The sequence below is a fragment of the Pseudomonas frederiksbergensis genome (assembly GCF_035751725.1).
GTDB classification, from domain to species: domain Bacteria; phylum Pseudomonadota; class Gammaproteobacteria; order Pseudomonadales; family Pseudomonadaceae; genus Aquipseudomonas; species Aquipseudomonas frederiksbergensis_A.
This window is the reverse complement of sequence record NZ_CP142104.1, coordinates 586,808-605,599: the sequence shown is the minus strand read 5'-3', so window position 1 is coordinate 605,599 and position 18,792 is coordinate 586,808. Positions and strand designations below refer to the sequence as shown.

The following is an 18,792-nucleotide window of genomic DNA, read 5'->3' as shown; positions in this document are numbered from 1 at the left end:
GCGGGCCTCATCAGTTCGTTGTCTGGCGCAGCAGCATGGTGCCGTCGCGCTGGGTAAATTCAAGTTTGTTCAGGGCGCTCATGCCCAGCAGCACTTGCGTGCCACCCAGGCCGGGCGCCACCAGGGCACGGACATCGCGCAAGACGATGTCGCCCAATTGCAGCCGGTCGATGCGGGTGCGGTAGCCCTCGCTCACACCGTTGGCGGTACTCAACGTCACGCCGAAACCTTTTTCCAGCTTGAGGCGTTCGGCCAGTTCCGACGGAATCGCCACGTCGGTGGCACCGGTGTCGAGCATGAAGTCAACCGGCTGGCCGTTGATCTGGCCGCTGGCGACGAAATGCCCCTGCCGATTGCCGACCAGCTTCACCTCGATAAAACCTTCGCCTTTTTGCGAATGCACCTGGGCATTGGGATTGAGTTCCCGCTGCTCCCACTGGGCAAAAAACCGAGTTGCCAGGAACAACGCAGCGCACCAGGCCAGGATCATCAGTATCCGGCCGGCGCGCTTGCCCGGCGGCTGCTGGCTCACGGCGAGGCGCTCCAGCCGCCGTCGGGCGCGGCAAAGTGCCAGACGATCGGCCGCTGCTCGCCATCGGCCCGCGTACCGTCGTTGTTGTCCAGGCCGATCCATGCCCCGTCGGCGTCCACCACCAGCGCTTCGGCCAGTCCGTAGGGCTGAGGGTAACGGCGCTCGTCCTGCAAGGCCTCGGCGGCGAACGACCAGCAGCGCTCGACCTTGGCCGTCTGCGCATCTCGCCGGCAGATCTGGTAGGCGTTGCGTTCCAGGGTAAACAGCTTGCCATCGAACAATGACAGGTCGGCGAAATCCCGCGATACCGCCTTGGCCTTGGGAAACTGCGCTGGCTGCATTTCCTGGCCCGCCTCGCTGAGCAGCACACAATTGCCGTCGCAGTCCCACACCGTTTGCTGACGCTTGATCGACAGTAGGCCACGGCGTTCACGCTCGGCCGCCAGCCAGAGCCTGTCGCCGGCCGGGTTGACCGCAAGGCCTTCGAACAAGGCGTTAAAATGCAACAACATGCCACTGCCCCGCGCCTGGCGGAGCAGGGTCGGGGCAATTTTCAGCCAGGATGCGGCCCCGGTCGGCGGTATTTGCAGCACAGCGGCGTGAGACTCGCTGACCAGATAGCGATTACCGGCGCTGTCGCAACTGATGCCTTCGAAATCCAGCTCCCCCCCGCGCAGGAACGACGCCGCCCAGGTGCGGGATCTCAAGCCCCAGGGCAAATCGGTATCCGGCACCGTAGGCACCTGGACGGCCACTGTTTCAGCCTGCCAGACCGGCACGTCACTAGGTTTGAGGCGATAGATCTGATCGTCGTCGCGATCGGACACTGCCCACATCTCGTTGCCACACAGGGCCAGCCCGGACAGGTTGCCACCGCGCATGCCTTCGACGGCATGCTCGGACAACAACGTGAGCTCCGGAGCGGACTCGGCGACCGCCACCCCCGCCCACAGCCAAAGCGCCAGGGCGAAACCATTGCGCATCAGGCCAGGACCTCGGCCAAGTCACCTTTGGATTCGAGCCAGGACTTGCGGTCGCCGGCGCGTTTTTTCGCCAGCAACATGTCCATCATTTCCGAAGTCGCTTCGAAATCATCCAGGGTCAACTGCACCAGGCGACGGGTGTTCGGGTCCATGGTGGTTTCGCGCAGCTGCGGCGGGTTCATCTCGCCCAGGCCCTTGAATCGGGTGACCTGCGGCTTGCCGCGTTTCTTCTCGGCGACCAGGCGATCGAGGATGCCGTCGCGCTCGGCTTCGTCCAGGGCGTAGTAGATTTCCTTGCCCAGATCGATGCGGTACAGCGGCGGCATCGCCACATAGACGTGACCAGCGTCGACCAACGGGCGGAAATGCTGGACGAACAAGGCACAGAGCAGCGTGGCAATGTGCAAGCCGTCGGAGTCGGCGTCGGCGAGGATGCAGATCTTGCCGTAGCGCAACTGGGTCATATCCTCGGCGCCCGGATCGACACCGATGGCCACCGCGATGTTATGCACTTCCTGGCTGGCCAGCACTTCGCTGCCGTCCACTTCCCAGGTGTTGAGGATCTTGCCCCGCAGCGGCAGGATCGCCTGGAACTCCTTATCCCGCGCCTGCTTGGCCGAACCACCGGCGGAGTCACCTTCCACCAGGAACAACTCGGAACGCATCGGGTCCTGCCCGGCGCAATCGGCGAGCTTGCCCGGCAATGCCGGCCCCTGGGTGATGCGCTTGCGCTCGACTTTCTTGCTGGCCTTGAGACGACGACCGGCGTTGTTGATCGCCAGCTCCGCCAGGGCCAGACCGGTTTCCGGGTTGGCATTGAGCCAGAGGCTGAACGCGTCCTTGACCACGCCGGAGACAAACGCCGCCGCCTCGCGGGAGGACAGGCGTTCTTTGGTCTGGCCGGAGAATTGCGGTTCCTGCATCTTCATCGACAGGACGAAAGCGATGCGTTCCCAGACGTCTTCCGGCGCCAGCTTCACGCCACGGGGCAGCAGGTTGCGGAACTCGCAGAACTCGCGCATCGCATCGAGCAAGCCTTGGCGCAAGCCGTTGACGTGGGTGCCGCCCTGGGCCGTGGGGATCAGGTTGACGTAGCTTTCCTGGACGCTTTCGCCGCCTTCGGGCAGCCACAACAGCGCCCAGTCCACCGCTTCCTTGTTACCGGCCAGGCTGCCGCAGAACGGCTCGTCGGGCAGGCGTTCAAAACCGCTGACAGCGTCCACCAGGTAAGAACGCAAGCCGTCTTCGTAATGCCATTCGACTTTCTCGCCGGTGGCCTTGTCCTCGAAACTGACCAGCAGCCCCGGGCACAACACGGCCTTGGCCTTGAGCACATGCTTGAGGCGGCTGACGGAAAACTTCGGGGAATCGAAATACTTCGGGTCCGGAGCGAAATACACGCTGGTCCCGGTGTTGCGCTTGCCGACGGTGCCGACCACTTCCAGCTCGGTGGCCTTGTAGCCATCGGCGAACGTCATCTGGTATTCGTTGCCATCCCGCTTGACCCGCACCCGCACCTGGGTCGACAAGGCGTTGACCACGGAAATACCCACCCCGTGCAGACCGCCGGAGAACTGGTAGTTCTTGTTGGAAAACTTGCCGCCGGCGTGCAGCTTGGTGAGGATCAGCTCGACGCCCGAAACACCCTCTTCAGGGTGAATGTCCACCGGCATGCCACGGCCGTCATCGCTGACTTCCAGCGAGTGATCGGCGTGCAGGATGACCTGCACCGACTTCGCATGCCCGGCCAAGGCTTCGTCGACACTGTTGTCGATGACTTCCTGGGCGAGGTGGTTCGGCCGACTGGTGTCGGTGTACATGCCGGGGCGCTTGCGCACCGGGTCGAGGCCCGAGAGGACTTCGATGGCGTCTGCGTTATAAGAGCTAGCGCTGGGAGTGGCCATGGGGTCTCGTCGTCAGTGTTCAATGAAAAAGGGGCGATGGCTCACAGCGACGTGAAGTCGATCGCCTGGTACAAATCGGCGCCAATGCCGGCAAAACTCAACAGCGCCGGCAACTGCTGGGCAAACCCTTGGAAACTGTGGTCGCCGCCGGCCTGGATGCGCAAGGCACAGGCGCGGTAGTACTGCTGGGCGTGGCGATAATCCAGCGTTTCGTCACCGGTTTGCAACCATACCTGAAACCGCTGCGGATCCCGGGGCGCCGGCACTTCCAGCTCGGCCAGGGCCGTCACGTGGTCGTGGGTCAATTCCCAGGTTTCGTCGGTGTATAAATTCTTCTGCGTACCCAGGTACCCGTCGAACATCCGGTGCGGGCTCACGGCAGGATTGACCAACAGGGCCTTGAGCCCGTGGCGCTCGGCCAAGTGAGTCGCATAGTAGCCGCCGAGCGAGCTGCCGACCAGCAGCGGCCGCCCCAGTTCTGTGATCGCCTGCTCCAACTGACCGATGGCCTGGCGGGGGTGGTGATGCAACGCGGGCACCTGTAGCTGGTCGCTGAGGCCAAGGCGTGCCATTACCTCGACCAGTTGGCAGGCTTTGGTCGACGCTGGGGCGCTGTTGAAGCCATGGATATAAAGGATCGAACCCGACATTGCCGACTCCCTGGGTGTTGGGCAAAGGCCGGAGTTTACAGGGAGATTGTGGTGGTTGGGGGGGATTTGACCGTGTTGACGCCTCCTATGAATCGTCGATCACAGCACCTGTGGGAGCAAAGCTTGCTCGCGATGGCGGTCTGATTGAGTACATATCCATTGCTGCGGTAACGGCCACTTAGGGTTCCGCCCTGACGGCGGCTCACTTTTGAAAAGCGCAAAAGTAAGCAAAACGCTCCTGCCCCACCACTCGGTGCCTCGCTAGGGCTCGGCATGCCCTCACTCCGACATTGCTCCGTGGGCCGCCGCGAAGGGCCATCCATGGCCCAGCGCGGCTAACCCGGCATCCATGCCGGGTTGCCCACTGCGCAATGCCTGCGTTCGGCCATCGTGGTTAATGGGGCGCCGAGATCAACGTCCACCACGAGGCGGCCTAGTAGCCGACCTGGCTCTCCCGGTTGTACACCCGTCAAATCTGTGGGAGCAAAGCTTGCTCGCGAGGCGGCCTGACAGCCGACCTGGTTCACCCGGTCGCACTCCGGTCCAATTGTGGGAGCGATCTTGCTCGCCTCTGCTCGCGGTGTGGTCAGGGTTGTGTGTTGACGTTGTCCAGCATCCGATTCGCCAATAAAGCGCCCAGCTCAATCAGTTGCTGAATGCCAAGGGCAACATGGCGTCGCGAGCCTTTCAGGTCGAAGGCAAGGTCGCTGACCATGGCATCGGCTGAGGCCAGGGTTTCGCTGAGGTTGGCCAGCAGGCTTTCGGTGTCGACGCCTTCCACGACGGTGAACAGTTGACCTGAGGGCTTTTTCTTTTTGGCTTGAGGTTTGGGGTCGAGATAATGGTCGATGGCGCGTTTGGCGGCTTCATCGAGTTCTTGGGGATCGGTTTCGGGGGGATTGGGTGTGGCTTTGAACATGATGTAGTTCCTTTTACGTAGTGGAACTGCCATCTCCCGTTTCCAGGCGAGAGGGTGGCAGCTATGCACGGGCTGGAAAACCGAGGTAAAAGGCAAACCCGGCAGACTCGAAAGTCTCCCGCGCACAGCCGCCATAACGCGGAACTGAACGCTCAAAACGCCGCAGTATCTCACGGGACTCGCTGATATGCCTTTTACTCATCGGGTTTCCAGGCCCGGCCGCTGAATTTGCAGCGACGGGAAAAGGTTAGCGACAGCCCTTCCCACCCGGCAACCGCCAGAACTTGTCGGAAAAATTCACTGCGGCCCGGATGATTGTCCGATCATTCCCACAGCCTTGGTCGGCTTTCAGGCCGCCATCGCGAGCAAGCTCGCTCCCACACTGGTTTTGGGTCGTTTATAAGATCAGTGTCCACCGCCGATCCTTGTGGGAGCCGAGCTTGCTCGCGATGGCGGTGGGTCTGCTTGCATCCATGTTGTATGTGCCGCCGTCTTCGCGAGCAAGCCCGCTCCCACAGTTTCTGATGGGTGTACGACCGGGAGAGCCAGGTCGGCTGTCAGGCCGCCTCGGCTTGGCTTTTGATCTTGAGGCCCCGTTAACCACGATGGCCGAACGCAGGCATTGCGCAGTGGGCATCCCGGCATGGATGCCGGGATAGCCGCGCTGGGCCATGGATGGCCCTTCGCGGCGGGCCCACGGAGCAATGCCTTCGTTCGGGCATGCCGAGCCTAGGCGAGGCACCGAGTGGTGGGGCAAGCCTTTTTTGCTTACTTTTTTTGGCGTTTGAAAAAAAGTGAGCCGCCGTAAGGGCGGAACCCTAAGTGGCCGTTACCGCAGCAATGGATATGTCCCCAAAAAACTCAGTACCCGTTGGAACCATAATCGGGAGTGAAAGCAAACCCAACCACCCGCTCAACCCCCGTCTCCAACCGCCCATCCGGCAACAACCGCAACCACCGATACCCCGGCGCCTGCGAGCCCACCGCAAAATCCTCACTCCCCGGCTCAAACTGAATACAAGTCGAAGGCGAAGCCAACAAACGAACCCCCTCGCGCACCTGGTCGATTTCCTGATGCACATGCCCCCACAACACCGCCCGAACCTGGGGAAACCGATCCAGCACCGCAAACAGCGCCTCGGGATTACGCAACCCGATCGGCTCCATCCACGCGCACCCAATCGACACCGGATGATGATGCAGACATACCAGATGATGCCGCTCCGGCGCCTCGCTCAAGGCATTGGCCAACAGAATCAACTGCTCCTGGGTCAAGAACCCAGGCACCGAACCCGGCACGGCGGAGTCGAGCATCGTCACCCGCCAATTGCCAATGTCCACCACCGGATCGAGCAACGTGCTCTTGACCGCCGCCTCGAGCATCACCTGCGGCTCATCATGGTTACCGGGAATCCACCGCGCCGGCGCGTCGATTCGCGCAGTCAGTTGTCGAAATGCCTCATAGGACTGCAACGTGCCGTCCTGGGACAGATCCCCCGTGGCAAGCATCAAATCGATGTTCGGTTGTTCCCTGAGCACCAGGTCAACGACCGCCCGCAAGCTGTCACGGGTATTCATGCCCAGCAACGAGGCATCGGCCTCGGCGAACAAATGGCTGTCGGACAGTTGGACCAACAGCGCCGCATCGGCCGTGGTCAAGCTGGATACGCTAGGCAAATCGCTTTCTCCCAGGCGCAATGACGCCGTTGCATGAAGCGGCAATTATGCTGGGGACGATCGAAAGGGGAAACCCGCGAACCGGAACCGGTTCACAACTACCGTACGACTTCGAACTCGTGGCCCAGCGCCAGGCAATGACTCAGCCACTCGCCGAGGAACAGGTTCAACTGGGCTTTTTCATCCGGCTGGTGCATTGACGCATTGGGGTAAGGATAGATGCCACGAAAGCGTCGCGCATGCTCGGCGCTGACAACTTCGGCCATGCGCGCATCGTGATAGACCTGAACTTCCAGCTGCGGCACCGGCAGCCAGGGCAAGCTGTGTTCCTGGCGCACCTGCAAGGTGGTGGTGTAAGGACAGGTTTGCAGCACTTCCAGGGCCAGCACGCCGAGCATCTGGTCGCCATGGGTCACGGCGATGCGACGCGGTGCCGGATCGTTGCGCATGTCCGGCAACAAGCGCATCAGGCGGGCGTAATTGGCCTCGCAGGCGGCCTGCAACCCCACCAGATCGACGCGATAACGATCGCGCAGCTTGTTCAGGACCATAGCCCCCTCACTTCATCACGATTCAAGGCCAGCCATTGCAAGGCAATGATGCTGGCCGCGTTGCAGATACGACCGTCGCGCACCGCTTGCAGCGCGTCTTCGAACGCCCAGACCTTCACGCGGATATCTTCAGCTTCTTCCAGCAGGCCATGCAGGCCGCCGGCCCCCGTGCTGTCGCAACGCCCCAGGAAAAGATGCACGAACTCATCGCTGCCGCCCGGCGATGGAAAATACTTGGTCATCGGCCAGAGCGCGGCGAAGACAAGCCCAGCTTCCTCCTGCGCTTCGCGATGAGCAACTTCTTCCGGTTGCTCGTCCTTGTCGATCAGGCCAGCCACCAGCTCCACCAGCCAGGGGTTGGCGGTCTTGCCCATGGCCCCCACGCGAAACTGCTCGATCAACACCACTTCATCACGCTGCGGGTCGTAGGGCAGCACACATACCGCGTCATGACGCACGAACAGTTCACGGCTGATTTTGCGGCTCATGCCCCCGGCAAACAACTCGTGGCGCAAGACGAGCCGGTCGAGCTTATAGAAACCTTTGAAACAGGTTTCACGCTCGGCGATCTCCACGGCGCTCGGTGTGGCGTTGGCGAAATCGGTCATGACAATCCTCGTGTGCAATGGATCAGTACGAGGTTCCTACCTCGGCTTCGCGCCATCCTAACGCGCCCGTACCGTTTGATGCAGCCCCTTTCCGGTCATCGGGATAGACGGCTGCCTTTAAAATTACTCTAATGAGCTTAGTGGCGAACTGATTGCCCTGCCGACAGTCGAAGCGGGTAACTTTTTGCCTTTCCCTGTTCCACGAAGGACGCCCATGTCGCTTTTCAAAATTGCTTCCCTGGCCGCCATTGCCCTGACCCTGGGTGCTTGCCAAAGCCTGTTCCAACCCAATTATCGAGCACCGCTGGAGACCACTCGCGATGCGTCGGAGCAATTGCAGCCCGGCTGCGCCAGTGCCGACTGCCCGCTGGTGAACATCGATACCCTGCACTTTCCCGCCGAGCCGGCCCTGGACGACATCATCGAAAAACGCCTGTTGCAAATGACCCGCACCAGCCCGGACGCTCCGGTGGCGCCGACGCTCGCCGCCTATCGCGAGCAATTCTTGCGCAGCGCCGCACCGCGCAACAGCAGCTATTTGCAGGCCAAGGTACGTGAGCAACATGACGGCCTGGTGATCATCGAATTGTCCAGCTACCTGGACACCGGCGGCGCCCACGGCACCCCGGGTCGCGGTTTCATCAACTATTCGCGCCAACAACACAAGGTGCTGACACTGTCGGACATGCTGCTGCCGGGCCAGGAGGAGGCGTTCTGGAAAGCCGCACAAGTCGCCCACAACAGCTGGCTGATCAGCACCAAGCTGGACCAGGAACCGGAGTTCGTCAAACAGTGGCCCTTCCAGAAGACACCGCACGTAGCGCTGACCTACGGTGGGGTGATCCTCAAGTACGAAGTGAGCACCATCGCGCCGTACGCCCTGGGCCACATCGAACTGAAGATCGCCTATCCGCGCCTCAACGGCATCCTCAAGCCCGAGCTGTTTCCCGGCCGTAGCTGAAGGCCCGGCCCAGCAACAGTTGCAGCAACCCCGCCAGGATCAGCGACGGCAGGGTTGCGCCGACGTCCGGATAAAAGTTGGCCAGCAGGTGGTAAGTGCTCACCCCACCCAGCCAGGCCAACAATGCCGGCCAGCGCAACGACGCTGACGATACCTGGCTGCTGCGTTTGCGCAGGATGAAATGGTCCACCAGCACCACGCCGAACAGCGGCGCGAACACCGAGCCGATCAGCAACAGGAAGTTCTGGTATTGCGCCAACGGCGCGAGGCAGGCGATCAAGGTGCAGATGAGGCCGATCGCCAACGCCAGGTGCTCGACCTTCAAACCCGACAACATGCCCGTCGATACCGCCGCCGAGTGGATGTCGGCAAAGGCGTTTTCCGACTCGTCCAGCAGAATCAGCAACAGGGGAATACCCAATCCAGCACCCGCCAGGGCAAGCAGCAACGCGTTGACTTCTCCGCTCGGCGCGAACGCCAGGGTGTAGGCCACGCCCAGGCTCATCAGCCAGAAATTACCAATGAAGAAGCCCACGGCAGTACCGCCGAAGACGTTCTTGGCGCGCTTGCCGAAACGCGAGTAGTCGGCGATCAGCGGCAACCACGACAGCGGCATCGCGATAGCGATATCGAACCCCACCGCCAACGGCATCGAACCATCGCCCGCCTGGGCCCACAGCGCCACCAGGTCAGCCTTGGCGAACAGGTTCCAGGTCAACCAGATGCAGGCCGCCAACAGCAACCAGATGCCCCATTTGCGCAGGACCTTGCGCACGAAGGTCAGCGGCCCACTCACGGCGAGCAGGGTCGCCAGGGCGCCGAAGAACAGTGTCCATAGCAGCGGATTGGAACCCAGGCTGCCTTCGCTGAAGGCCCGGGCACCGAGCAGGCTGGCGGCGTCGCGCATGACGATGATTTCGAACGAGCCCCAACCGATCAGTTGCAGCAGGTTCAACACCGCCGGCACGCTCGCGCCCTTGCCACCGAGGCTGAGCTTGAGCGCGGCCATGGCCGACAGGCCCGTGTCGCTGCCAATCACGCCGACGGCCGCCAGCAGCAGGACGCCCACCAGCGTGCCAAGGAAAATCGCCAGCAACGAACCGCTCAGGCCCAGGCCCGGCGCGAGCAAGGCGCCGACCTGCAAGACCATCAGGCCGATGCCGAGGGAGAACCACAGGGAAAACAGATCGCGGGCGCCGAAGACGCGTTTGTCCAGGGGGACGGCAGCGTCTGGGGAGTAGGTGCTGGGTTGGATGTTCAAAGAGATATCCCAGGGAGATTATTGTTTTGGGTCGCTGATGTGGCGAGCGAGCTTGCTCCCTCGCCACGGGGTGAGCGCCGCTTAAACTTTCTTGTAAAGCTGACTGCCTTCTTTCTTGAACCGCTCGGCCTGCTCCGCCAGGCCTTGGGCAACATCATCGACATCCACCGCTTCAATGCGTTGGTTGGCGGCGTACTCGCGCACTTCCTGGGTGATTTTCATCGAGCAGAATTTCGGCCCGCACATCGAGCAGAAATGCGCGACCTTGGCCGAGTCCTTCGGCAGGGTCTCGTCGTGGTACGAGCGAGCGGTGTCCGGGTCGAGGCCGAGGTTGAACTGGTCTTCCCAGCGGAACTCGAATCGCGCCTTGCTCAAGGCGTTGTCGCGGATCTGCGCGCCCGGGTGGCCCTTGGCGAGGTCGGCTGCGTGAGCGGCGATCTTGTAGGTGATGATCCCGGTCTTGACGTCATCCTTGTTCGGCAAGCCGAGGTGTTCCTTCGGCGTGACGTAGCAAAGCATGGCGCAACCGAACCAGCCGATCATAGCGGCACCGATGCCGGAAGTGATGTGGTCGTAGCCCGGCGCGATGTCGGTGGTCAGCGGGCCGAGGGTGTAGAACGGCGCCTCGTCGCAGCACTCGAGCTGCTTGTCCATGTTCTCTTTGATCAACTGCATCGGCACGTGGCCGGGGCCTTCGATCATGCATTGCACGTCGTGCTTCCAGGCGATCTTGGTCAGTTCGCCGAGGGTTTCCAGCTCACCGAACTGCGCTTCGTCGTTGGCGTCGGCAATCGAGCCCGGACGCAGGCCATCGCCCAGCGAGAAGCTGACGTCGTAGGCCTTCATGATTTCGCAGATGTCTTCGAAATGGGTGTAGAGGAAGTTTTCCTTGTGGTGCGCCAGGCACCACTTGGCCATGATCGAACCGCCACGGCTGACGATACCGGTGACGCGCTTGGCGGTCATCGGCACATAGCGCAGCAACACGCCGGCGTGGATGGTGAAGTAATCGACGCCCTGCTCGGCCTGCTCGATCAGCGTGTCGCGGAACAATTCCCAGGTCAGGTCTTCGGCGACGCCGCCGACTTTTTCCAGCGCCTGGTAGATCGGCACGGTACCGATTGGTACGGGCGAGTTGCGGATGATCCACTCGCGGGTTTCATGGATGTGCTTGCCGGTGGACAGGTCCATGACCGTGTCCGAACCCCAGCGGATGCCCCAGGTCAGCTTCGCCACTTCTTCTTCGATGGACGAACCCAGCGCACTGTTGCCGATGTTGCCGTTGATCTTCACCAGGAAGTTACGGCCGATGATCATCGGTTCCAGTTCGGTGTGGTTGATGTTGGCCGGGATGATCGCGCGGCCACGGGCGATTTCGTCGCGCACGAATTCCGGGGTGATGACCTTCGGCACGCTGGCGCCGAAGCTGTGGCCGGCGTGTTGCTGGTCCAGCAGGCCGGCGGCGCGGGCGACTTCCAGCTTCATGTTTTCGCGGATGGCGACGTATTCCATCTCGGCGGTGATGATGCCTTTTCGCGCGTAGTGCATCTGGCTGACGTTGGCACCCGGCTTGGCGCGACGCGGGTTGTTCACGTGGGCAAAGCGCAGCTTGGTCAGCTCGGGGTCGGCCAGGCGTTCCTGGCCGAAATTGGAACTCAGGCCCGCCAGGCGCTCGGTGTCGCCACGGGCTTCGATCCACGGCGAACGCACATCGGCCAGGCCTTTGCGTACATCGATGATCACGTTGGGATCGGTGTACGGGCCCGAGGTGTCGTAGACCACTACCGGCGCGTTGATTTCGCCGCCGAAGTCGGTGGGGGTCACGTCGAGGCTGATTTCGCGCATGGGCACGCGGATATCCGGGCGGCTGCCCTGGACGTAGATTTTTTGCGAGCGGGTAAAGGGTTGGACCGATTGCTGATCGACCTGGGCCGATTCACTGAGGTTGGTCGCGTTTTTTGATTTTGTCGTCATCACGGGCTCTCCAGACACACATCCAGGCAGTGGATTTTTGTCGGAGCGAACCTGTAGCGAATGGACGCGCCCTTGCACGAAAGTGCGGACGCTGTGCTTGCTGCTCGGAGGTGTTCGATTGTCGAACAACATCCCGGACGAAGCACAAGAGGACTCGCCGGGTGACGAGAAATCTTGTTCCCTACGCAGGCGCTAACCTGATCAGGTTCAACGGGATCCGAAATTATTCGATCTCAGCCTCATAGCAAGGCACCCCGACAAGAACCCGGCCAGTCTAGACACAACCGGCGCAGAACGCCATCGCCTGGGCAAAAGCCGTGATGAATGGCGCAAATACAGGATTGTTGCCGTGAGTAGCCGCAACTACACTCGCTACGCCGCGCGCCTGTTATGCGCATTCAATTTGAACGTAGGGATCGCCTCATGCTGCGCAAACTCTCACTGGCCCTTGCCGTGTCTTGTGCGTCCAATGGAATGGCCTGGGCCGCCGAAGCGCCTTTATCCACCCGCACCGACCTGGTCAGCGTGTACCAGGAAGCAGTGGACAACAACGCCGACCTGGCCGCCGCCCGCGCCCAGTATGGCGCCCAGAAGGAAGTGGTGCCCCAGGCCCGCGCCGGGCTGCTGCCCAACCTCTCGGCCGGCGCCGACCTGAACAACACCCGTACCGAGCTCGACGAACCGGCGATGACCGCCACCCGCAGCTCCACGGTCTACCAGGCCACGCTGTCGCAGCCGATTTTCCGCGCCGACCGCTGGTTCCAACTGCAAGCGGCCAAATCGGTCAATGAACAGGCATCGCTGCAGTTGTCGGCCACCGAGCAGAACCTGATCCTGCAAAGCGCCGAAGCCTATTTCAACGTGCTGCGCAGCCAGGACAACCTGGCCTCGACCAAGGCCGAGGAAGCCGCGTTCAAGCGTCAGCTCGACCAGTCCAACGAACGTTTCGACGTGGGCCTGTCGGACAAGACCGACGTGCTGCAATCCCAGGCCAGCTACGACACCGCGCGGGCCAACCGGATCATCGCGCAACGCCAGGTCGAAGACGCTTTCGAAGCGCTGATCACCCTGACCAACCGCCAATACAATTCGATCCAGGGCGTCGTCCACACCCTGCCGATCCTGCCGCCGGCGCCCAACGACGCCAAGGCCTGGGTCGACACCGCCGCCAGGCAGAACCTCAATCTGCTGGCCAGCAACTACGCCGTCGATGCCGCCGAGGATACGCTGCGCCAACGCAAGGCTGGTCACGCGCCGACCCTCGATGCAATCGCCCAGTACCGCAAAGGTGACAACGACGGCCTCGGCTTCACCAACCCGAGCCCCACCGGCCAGCGCTATGGTGGCGACGCCGAGCAACGCACCATCGGCCTGCAATTGAGTATTCCGATCTACAGCGGCGGGTTGACCAGCTCGCAGGTGCGCGAGTCCTACTCGCAGCTCACCCAGACCGAGCAGCAGCGTGAAGGCCTGCGTAGGCAAGTCGTGGAAAACACCCGCAACCTGCACCGCGCGGTAAACACCGATGTGGAACAGGTCCAGGCCCGGCGCCAGTCGATCATCTCCAACCAGAGCGCAGTGGATGCCACGGAGATCGGCTACCAGGTGGGCACCCGCAACATCGTCGATGTGCTCGACGCCCAGCGCCAGTTGTACACCTCGGTGCGCGACTACAACAACGCCCGCTATGCCTACATCCTGGACAACCTGCGCCTCAAGCAGGCCGCCGGGACCTTGAGCCCGGAAGACCTGCAAGCCCTGTCCCGCTACCTCAAGCCCGACTACAACCCGGACAAGGACTTCCTGCCGCCGGACCTGGCCCAGGCCGCAGCGGAGCAGTTGCGCTCGCGGCCGGCGCAATAACACATCTGCGACGAATCCCCTGTGGCGAGGGAGCTTGCTCCCTCGCCACAAAAGCTCAGCCCATCAACCGCCCCAGCCCATCCAGCAATCGCTGCAACGCACCCTGGTTGCGGCGCATCACCACCAATCCCGCCTCGGCCATGCGCTGGGCATCCCGGGGCAGTTCGAACAGGCGCTGCACCGCCAGGGCCAGGCTTTCGGCATCTTCCACTTCCGCCAGCGCTCCGGCGGCGCGCAACTGCGCGGCGATTTCGAGGAAGTTGAACAGATGCGGGCCACTGAGCACCGGTTTCGCCATGGCCGCTGGCTCGAGCAGGTTGTGCCCACCGTTGGGCACCAGGCTGCCACCGACAAACGCGCTATCAGCCAACGCGTAGAGAAACAGCAGCTCGCCCATGGTGTCGCCGAGCAGCACCGAGGTTTGTGAATCGACTGCTTGAGCGCTTGAACGCCGGACGGTGTTGAAACCCTCGCGCTCACACAACTGCGCCACCGAATCGAATCGCTCCGGATGACGCGGCACCAGGATCAGCAACGCATCGGGATAACTGTCGAGTAACCGACGGTGGGCGGCCAGCACCACCTCATCCTCACCCTCGTGGGTGCTGGCGGCGATCCACACCGGGCGTTCCACCGCTTGCCATTGGCGACGCAAGGCGCTGGCGCTTTCGAGCAGTTGTGGGTCGATGGTCAAGTCGAACTTGATCGAGCCCGTAACCTCGACGGTCTGTGCCCTGGCACCGAGCTGGCGAAAGCGCTCGGCCTCGGCTTCGGTCTGCACCGCAAACAGGCTCATCTCGGCGAGCATCGGCCGGGTCAGCTTGGGAAAACGGGCATAACCACGCGCCGAACGCTCCGACAGCCGCGCGTTGGCCAACGCCACGGGGATGCCGCGGCGGGCGCATTGATGGATGTGGTTGGGCCATAGCTCGGTTTCCATGATCACCGCCAGTTTCGGCCGTACCAGGTCGAGGAAGCGATTGGCCGCGCAAGGCAGGTCATAAGGCAGATAGCAATGCTGGATGCGCGGTTCATTGGCGAACAACGCCTTGATCCGCTCCGAACCGGTGGGCGTCATGCAAGTGACGGTGATCGGCAGTTGTGGATAACGTTGCAGCAAGGCGCGGATCATCGGCGCGGCGGCAATACTCTCACCCACCGATACCGCGTGGACCCAGATGCCATCCGGCACCATCGCCGGCAATCCCCACGAAAACCGCTCGCCAATACGCCGCGCATAGGCCGGTGCCTTGCGAGCCCGCAGCCAAAGCCGAATCGCCACCAATGGCAGCCCCAGGTAAAACAACGCGCTATAGAGAGTTCTGTTCATGGCGGCGGAGTTTATCGGGTTTTCAGCCAATCGCCTGCAACTGCACGGCAAAACGTTCCGCCAGCCAACGCGCGGCCGGGCCAAGGGGTTCATCGCGGCGCCAGACCAGTTCCACCACCAGGGCCGGCGGGGTCCATTCGCTGTTGAGTTCGACCATATCTCCCTGGTACGCCGGGTACTGCACGACGTGCCGCGGCAACCAGGCCCAGCCCAAGCCACTCCTCAACCACTCGGCCAGCACGTAGAAGCTGTCGGCGCGCCAGACTTGCGGGCTGGCCTGTTCGCTGCCGGGATAGACGCTGGATTGGGTCGCCATCAGCAACTGCCGGTGCCGGGCCATTTCCAGGCATGACACATAACCGTGGTTCGCCAGTGGATGATCCCGGCCGCACACCGTGACCATCTCGACGCTGCCCAGCACCCTGCGCTCCAGCGCCTCGGGAATCTGATCGTGATAGAACAACAACCCGAGGTCGGCGCGACGCTCCACCAGTTTGCGCGCCACATCGCCTTGGGCGGCGCTCGCCAGTTGCACTTCAAGCGTAGGAAATCGTTCGGCCAGCGCCGCCAGGCTGTCGATGACAGGCTGATACGGCATGGCTTCGTCCTGGGCCAGGCGCAGCGATGCTTCCTGCCCCCGCATCAAGGCCAGTGCCCGGCCGTTGAGGCGCTCGCACTGACGCAACACCTCCCTGGCCTCCTCCAGCAATGCCACGCCCGCATCGGTGAGCTTGGGCTGGCGACCGCTGCTGCGTTCGAACAGGCTCACCCCCAGATCCTCCTCCAACATCGCAATCGCGCTGCTGATGGCTGACTGGGCCTTGCGCTGATCACGGGCCACTGCGGAAAACGAACGCTTCTCGGCGACCCCGACGAACAGTCGCAATTGCTCAAGGTTCCACTGAACGTTCATGGCTCAACCTATCTCAATTACAGATAGGTAATGACTTTACCGCATCTGATCATTCCCTAGAATAGGTCCATCGAACGACGCAACAGCCAAAGAGGATTCGCTCATGAACGCCTACTACTACCTCGCCATCGCCATCTGCGCCGAAGTGATCGCCACCGTTTCGATGAAAGCGATCAAGGGCCTGAGCGCACCCCTGCCCTTGTTGCTGGTCATCGCAGGCTACGGCACCGCGTTCTGGATGCTGACGCTGGTGGTGCGCACCGTTCCGGTGGGCGTGGCCTATGCGGTCTGGGCCGGGTTGGGGATTGTCATGGTCAGCGTTGCTGCGTTGTTCATCTATGGGCAAAAACTGGACGTGCCGGCGATGCTGGGGATGGCGTTGATTGTGTTGGGGGTGGTGGTTATACAGCTGTTTTCCAAGACTGCCGGGCACTGAAGATCCACTGATCATCCGAGCTGAAATACCTTTTCATTGAGCTCAAATGCACGTGTGGCGAGGAAGCTTGCTCCCGCTTGGGTGCGAAGCGCCCACTAGAAACGGGACCGCTTCGCGCTCCAGCGGGAGCAAGCTCCCTCGCCACCAAAGCTTTGTCCGAAAGTTGCCGACGTTGATCGCCAACAAATGCCCTCTGCATCGAGCCTGTATACTGCGCCCTCGTCTTGAACACTGAGGTCGCTCATGCCATCCGTTATTTCCACCGACATTCTGATTGTCGGCGCAGGCGTCGCCGGCCTCTGGCTAAACGCGCGTTTGCGCCGCCAGGGTTTTTCAACCGTGCTGGTGGAAAGCGCCAGCCTTGGCGGCGGGCAGAGTGTCAAATCCCAGGGCATCATCCATGGCGGCGCCAAATACGCGTTGCATGGCGCCCTGACCGGCGCCTCGGAAGCCATCGCCGACATGCCGCGCCGCTGGCGCGAAGCCCTCAAGGGCGACGGTGAGCTGGACCTGTCGGGCGTGCGCATGTTGTCCGATGCCCATTACCTCTGGTCGCCCGGCACGCTGGCCGGCAACCTCACCAGTTTTTTCGCCAGCAAGGCCGTGCGCGGACGCGTTGACCAAGTCAAGGGCGACCAACTGCCGCCGGCCCTGCAAGACAAGCGCTTCAAAGGCAAGGTCTACCGCCTGGCCGAGTTAGTGGTGGACGTTCCCAGCCTGATCGCACGCCTGGCGGAACTGGCCGGCGACAGCCTGCTGGCCGGACAGCACATCGAACCACTGCACGAAGAAGGCAAGCTGGTCGGACTGAAAGTCGACGGTCGCGAAATCCACGCCCAACGCATTGTCCTCAGTGCCGGCGGCGGCACCGCTGACCTTCTCAAAGCCTTGGGCCTGGACCAGCCGGCCATGCAGACCCGGCCGTTGCACATGGTCCTGGCCAAGGGACCGAGCCTCAAGCCCCTGTATGCCCATTGCCTGGGCGGCGGGCCTAAGCCACGGGTAACCGTGACCACTCATCCAGCCGCCGATGGCCAATGGGTCTGGTACCTGGGAGGCGATCTCGCCGAGGGGGATGCCGTTGCCCGCGAGCCCGCCGCGCAGATCGCCGTCGCCCAGAAGGAGCTCGGCCAACTGCTTCCGTGGATCGACCTCAGCACCGCGCAATGGGCCACGTTGCGGGTCGCCCGCGCAGAGCCGCTGCAATCGGGCCTGACCCGCCCGGATAATGCCTTCGTCGCCGAGCAGGATCGCCTGCTGGTGGGCTGGCCGACCAAATTGGCCTTGGCCCCGGACTTTTCTGATCGGGTGATCGCCGCGCTGCAGCGCGACGCCATCCAACCCATCCATTCCACTCCGCTGCCGGACCTGCCAAAGCCGCCGATGGGCGTTCCCGCCTGGGACCAATTACTGCCATGAGCCTGCCAACACTCCACGATCTGCACCGCCCGCTGGGCAACAACGGCCCGATGGTCTCGCCCCTGGGCCTGGGCACCGTCAAGCTTGGTCGCGACCAGGGCGTGAAATACCCCAACGGCTTTCAGATTCCCGATGACGACGAAGCGCGCATGCTGCTCAAGCTGGCCCGCGACCTGGGCATCAACCTGATCGACACCGCGCCGGCCTACGGTCGCAGCGAGGAGCGCCTCGGCCCGCTGCTACGCGGCCAACGCCAGGACTGGGTGATCGTCAGCAAGGTTGGCGAGGAATTCAGCGACGGCCAGTCACGCCATGATTTCAGCGCCGCCCATACGCGATTCTCGGTAGAGCGCAGCCTCAAGCGCCTGGAAACCGACCATATCGACCTGGTGCTGGTACATTCCGATGGCAACGACCTGGCGATCCTCAACGACAGCGAGGTCTACCCGACCCTGGCGGCGCTCAAGCGCGAGGGCAAGATCGGCGGCTTCGGCTTTTCCGGCAAGACCGTCGAAGGTGGCTTGAAAGCCCTGGAGCAAGGTGATTGTGCGATGGTCACCTACAATCTGAACGAACGAAACGAAAAGGCTGTCATTGACTACGCCAGCGAGCACGGCAAAGCGATCCTGGTGAAAAAAGCCCTGGCCAGCGGTCACGTCTGCCTGAGCCCCGGGGTAGACCCGGTTCGCGCCAGTTTCGAACTGTTGTTTGAGCATCCTGGGGTCGCCAGTGCTATTGTCGGCACGATCAATCCGCTGCACCTCGCCCATAACGTCGCGACCGTCGCCAAGGTCCTGCGTAAAAACTGACG

The 18,792-nt window shown here is 62.4% G+C and carries 17 protein-coding genes and 1 riboswitch; of the genes, 5 read left to right on the top strand and 12 right to left on the bottom strand.

The window, feature by feature from the left end:
* Positions 1–10: 10 nt before the first annotated feature.
* The 8 genes from VQ575_RS02710 to VQ575_RS02675 all read right to left on the bottom strand — a co-directional run bounded on the left by VQ575_RS02710 (position 11) and on the right by VQ575_RS02675 (position 7,824).
* On the bottom strand, positions 11–532 hold the full coding sequence (locus tag VQ575_RS02710; RefSeq protein ID WP_039592517.1) for a retropepsin-like aspartic protease family protein: 522 nt from the start codon (positions 530–532) through the stop codon (positions 11–13).
* Positions 529–1,515, bottom strand: coding sequence for an esterase-like activity of phytase family protein (locus VQ575_RS02705; RefSeq protein WP_039592516.1), 987 nt, complete (start codon positions 1,513–1,515; stop codon positions 529–531). The genes VQ575_RS02710 and VQ575_RS02705 overlap by 4 nt, the downstream gene beginning before the upstream one ends.
* Positions 1,515–3,419: a DNA topoisomerase IV subunit B gene (gene parE, locus VQ575_RS02700; protein WP_053117857.1), complete on the bottom strand. Its 1,905-nt coding sequence runs from the start codon at positions 3,417–3,419 to the stop codon at positions 1,515–1,517. Before parE ends, VQ575_RS02705 begins: the two co-directional genes overlap by 1 nt.
* A 41-nt stretch (positions 3,420–3,460) precedes the next feature.
* A complete protein-coding gene (locus VQ575_RS02695) occupies positions 3,461–4,069 on the bottom strand; it encodes a YqiA/YcfP family alpha/beta fold hydrolase (RefSeq protein WP_198726995.1) in 609 nt (202 codons plus the stop codon).
* Between the two features lie 586 nt (positions 4,070–4,655).
* On the bottom strand, positions 4,656–4,988 hold the full coding sequence (locus VQ575_RS02690; RefSeq protein ID WP_039592513.1) for a DUF6124 family protein: 333 nt from the start codon (positions 4,986–4,988) through the stop codon (positions 4,656–4,658).
* 861 nt (positions 4,989–5,849) lie between these two features.
* Positions 5,850–6,665 (bottom strand): 3',5'-cyclic-AMP phosphodiesterase, encoded by an 816-nt coding sequence (gene cpdA, locus VQ575_RS02685; RefSeq protein WP_039592586.1) that lies wholly within the window; start codon positions 6,663–6,665, stop codon positions 5,850–5,852.
* Positions 6,666–6,763: 98 nt separating this feature from the next.
* A complete protein-coding gene (locus VQ575_RS02680) occupies positions 6,764–7,216 on the bottom strand; it encodes a DUF1249 domain-containing protein (protein ID WP_003186471.1) in 453 nt (150 codons plus the stop codon).
* The gene (locus tag VQ575_RS02675; protein WP_039592512.1) at positions 7,207–7,824 is read right to left on the bottom strand and encodes an NUDIX domain-containing protein; all 618 of its coding nucleotides are present in this window, start codon (positions 7,822–7,824) and stop codon (positions 7,207–7,209) included. The genes VQ575_RS02680 and VQ575_RS02675 overlap by 10 nt, the downstream gene beginning before the upstream one ends.
* Before the next feature lie 214 nt (positions 7,825–8,038).
* Between VQ575_RS02675 and VQ575_RS02670 the strand changes: the two genes are divergently transcribed.
* Positions 8,039–8,785, top strand: coding sequence for a DUF3298 domain-containing protein (locus VQ575_RS02670; protein ID WP_325919015.1), 747 nt, complete (start codon positions 8,039–8,041; stop codon positions 8,783–8,785).
* Here the strand turns inward: VQ575_RS02670 and cytX are convergent.
* Both cytX and thiC read right to left on the bottom strand, forming a co-directional pair.
* Positions 8,754–10,046 carry a putative hydroxymethylpyrimidine transporter CytX gene (gene cytX, locus VQ575_RS02665; RefSeq protein ID WP_039592510.1) on the bottom strand — a complete coding sequence of 431 codons (1,293 nt, stop codon included), beginning with the start codon at positions 10,044–10,046 and terminating at the stop codon, positions 8,754–8,756. The two genes, VQ575_RS02670 and cytX, sit on opposite strands and share 32 nt — an antisense overlap.
* 81 nt (positions 10,047–10,127) lie before the next feature.
* Entirely contained in the window at positions 10,128–12,020 is a 1,893-nt protein-coding gene (gene thiC, locus VQ575_RS02660; RefSeq protein WP_325919014.1) for a phosphomethylpyrimidine synthase ThiC, read from the bottom strand.
* Between the two features lie 161 nt (positions 12,021–12,181).
* Positions 12,182–12,287, bottom strand: a riboswitch (TPP riboswitch).
* Positions 12,288–12,443: 156 nt separating this feature from the next.
* Between thiC and VQ575_RS02655 the strand changes: the two genes are divergently transcribed.
* Positions 12,444–13,883 carry a TolC family outer membrane protein gene (locus VQ575_RS02655; protein WP_325919012.1) on the top strand — a complete coding sequence of 480 codons (1,440 nt, stop codon included), beginning with the start codon at positions 12,444–12,446 and terminating at the stop codon, positions 13,881–13,883.
* 55 nt (positions 13,884–13,938) lie between these two features.
* Here VQ575_RS02655 and waaA read toward each other — a convergent pair whose 3' ends face one another.
* Positions 13,939–15,213 carry a lipid IV(A) 3-deoxy-D-manno-octulosonic acid transferase gene (gene waaA, locus VQ575_RS02650; protein WP_325919011.1) on the bottom strand — a complete coding sequence of 425 codons (1,275 nt, stop codon included), beginning with the start codon at positions 15,211–15,213 and terminating at the stop codon, positions 13,939–13,941.
* 22 nt (positions 15,214–15,235) lie between these two features.
* Positions 15,236–16,126 (bottom strand): LysR family transcriptional regulator, encoded by an 891-nt coding sequence (locus tag VQ575_RS02645; protein WP_039592506.1) that lies wholly within the window; start codon positions 16,124–16,126, stop codon positions 15,236–15,238.
* Between the two features lie 103 nt (positions 16,127–16,229).
* Here VQ575_RS02645 and VQ575_RS02640 point away from each other — a divergent pair, with 103 nt between their 5' ends.
* The 3 genes from VQ575_RS02640 to VQ575_RS02630 all read left to right on the top strand — a co-directional run bounded on the left by VQ575_RS02640 (position 16,230) and on the right by VQ575_RS02630 (position 18,790).
* Positions 16,230–16,562, top strand: coding sequence for a DMT family transporter (locus VQ575_RS02640; protein WP_039592505.1), 333 nt, complete (start codon positions 16,230–16,232; stop codon positions 16,560–16,562).
* A gap of 243 nt (positions 16,563–16,805) precedes the next feature.
* Positions 16,806–17,981 (top strand): NAD(P)/FAD-dependent oxidoreductase, encoded by a 1,176-nt coding sequence (locus VQ575_RS02635; RefSeq protein ID WP_325919009.1) that lies wholly within the window; start codon positions 16,806–16,808, stop codon positions 17,979–17,981.
* Positions 17,978–18,790 carry an aldo/keto reductase gene (locus tag VQ575_RS02630; protein ID WP_039592503.1) on the top strand — a complete coding sequence of 271 codons (813 nt, stop codon included), beginning with the start codon at positions 17,978–17,980 and terminating at the stop codon, positions 18,788–18,790. The genes VQ575_RS02635 and VQ575_RS02630 overlap by 4 nt, the downstream gene beginning before the upstream one ends.
* Positions 18,791–18,792: the final 2 nt, after the last annotated feature.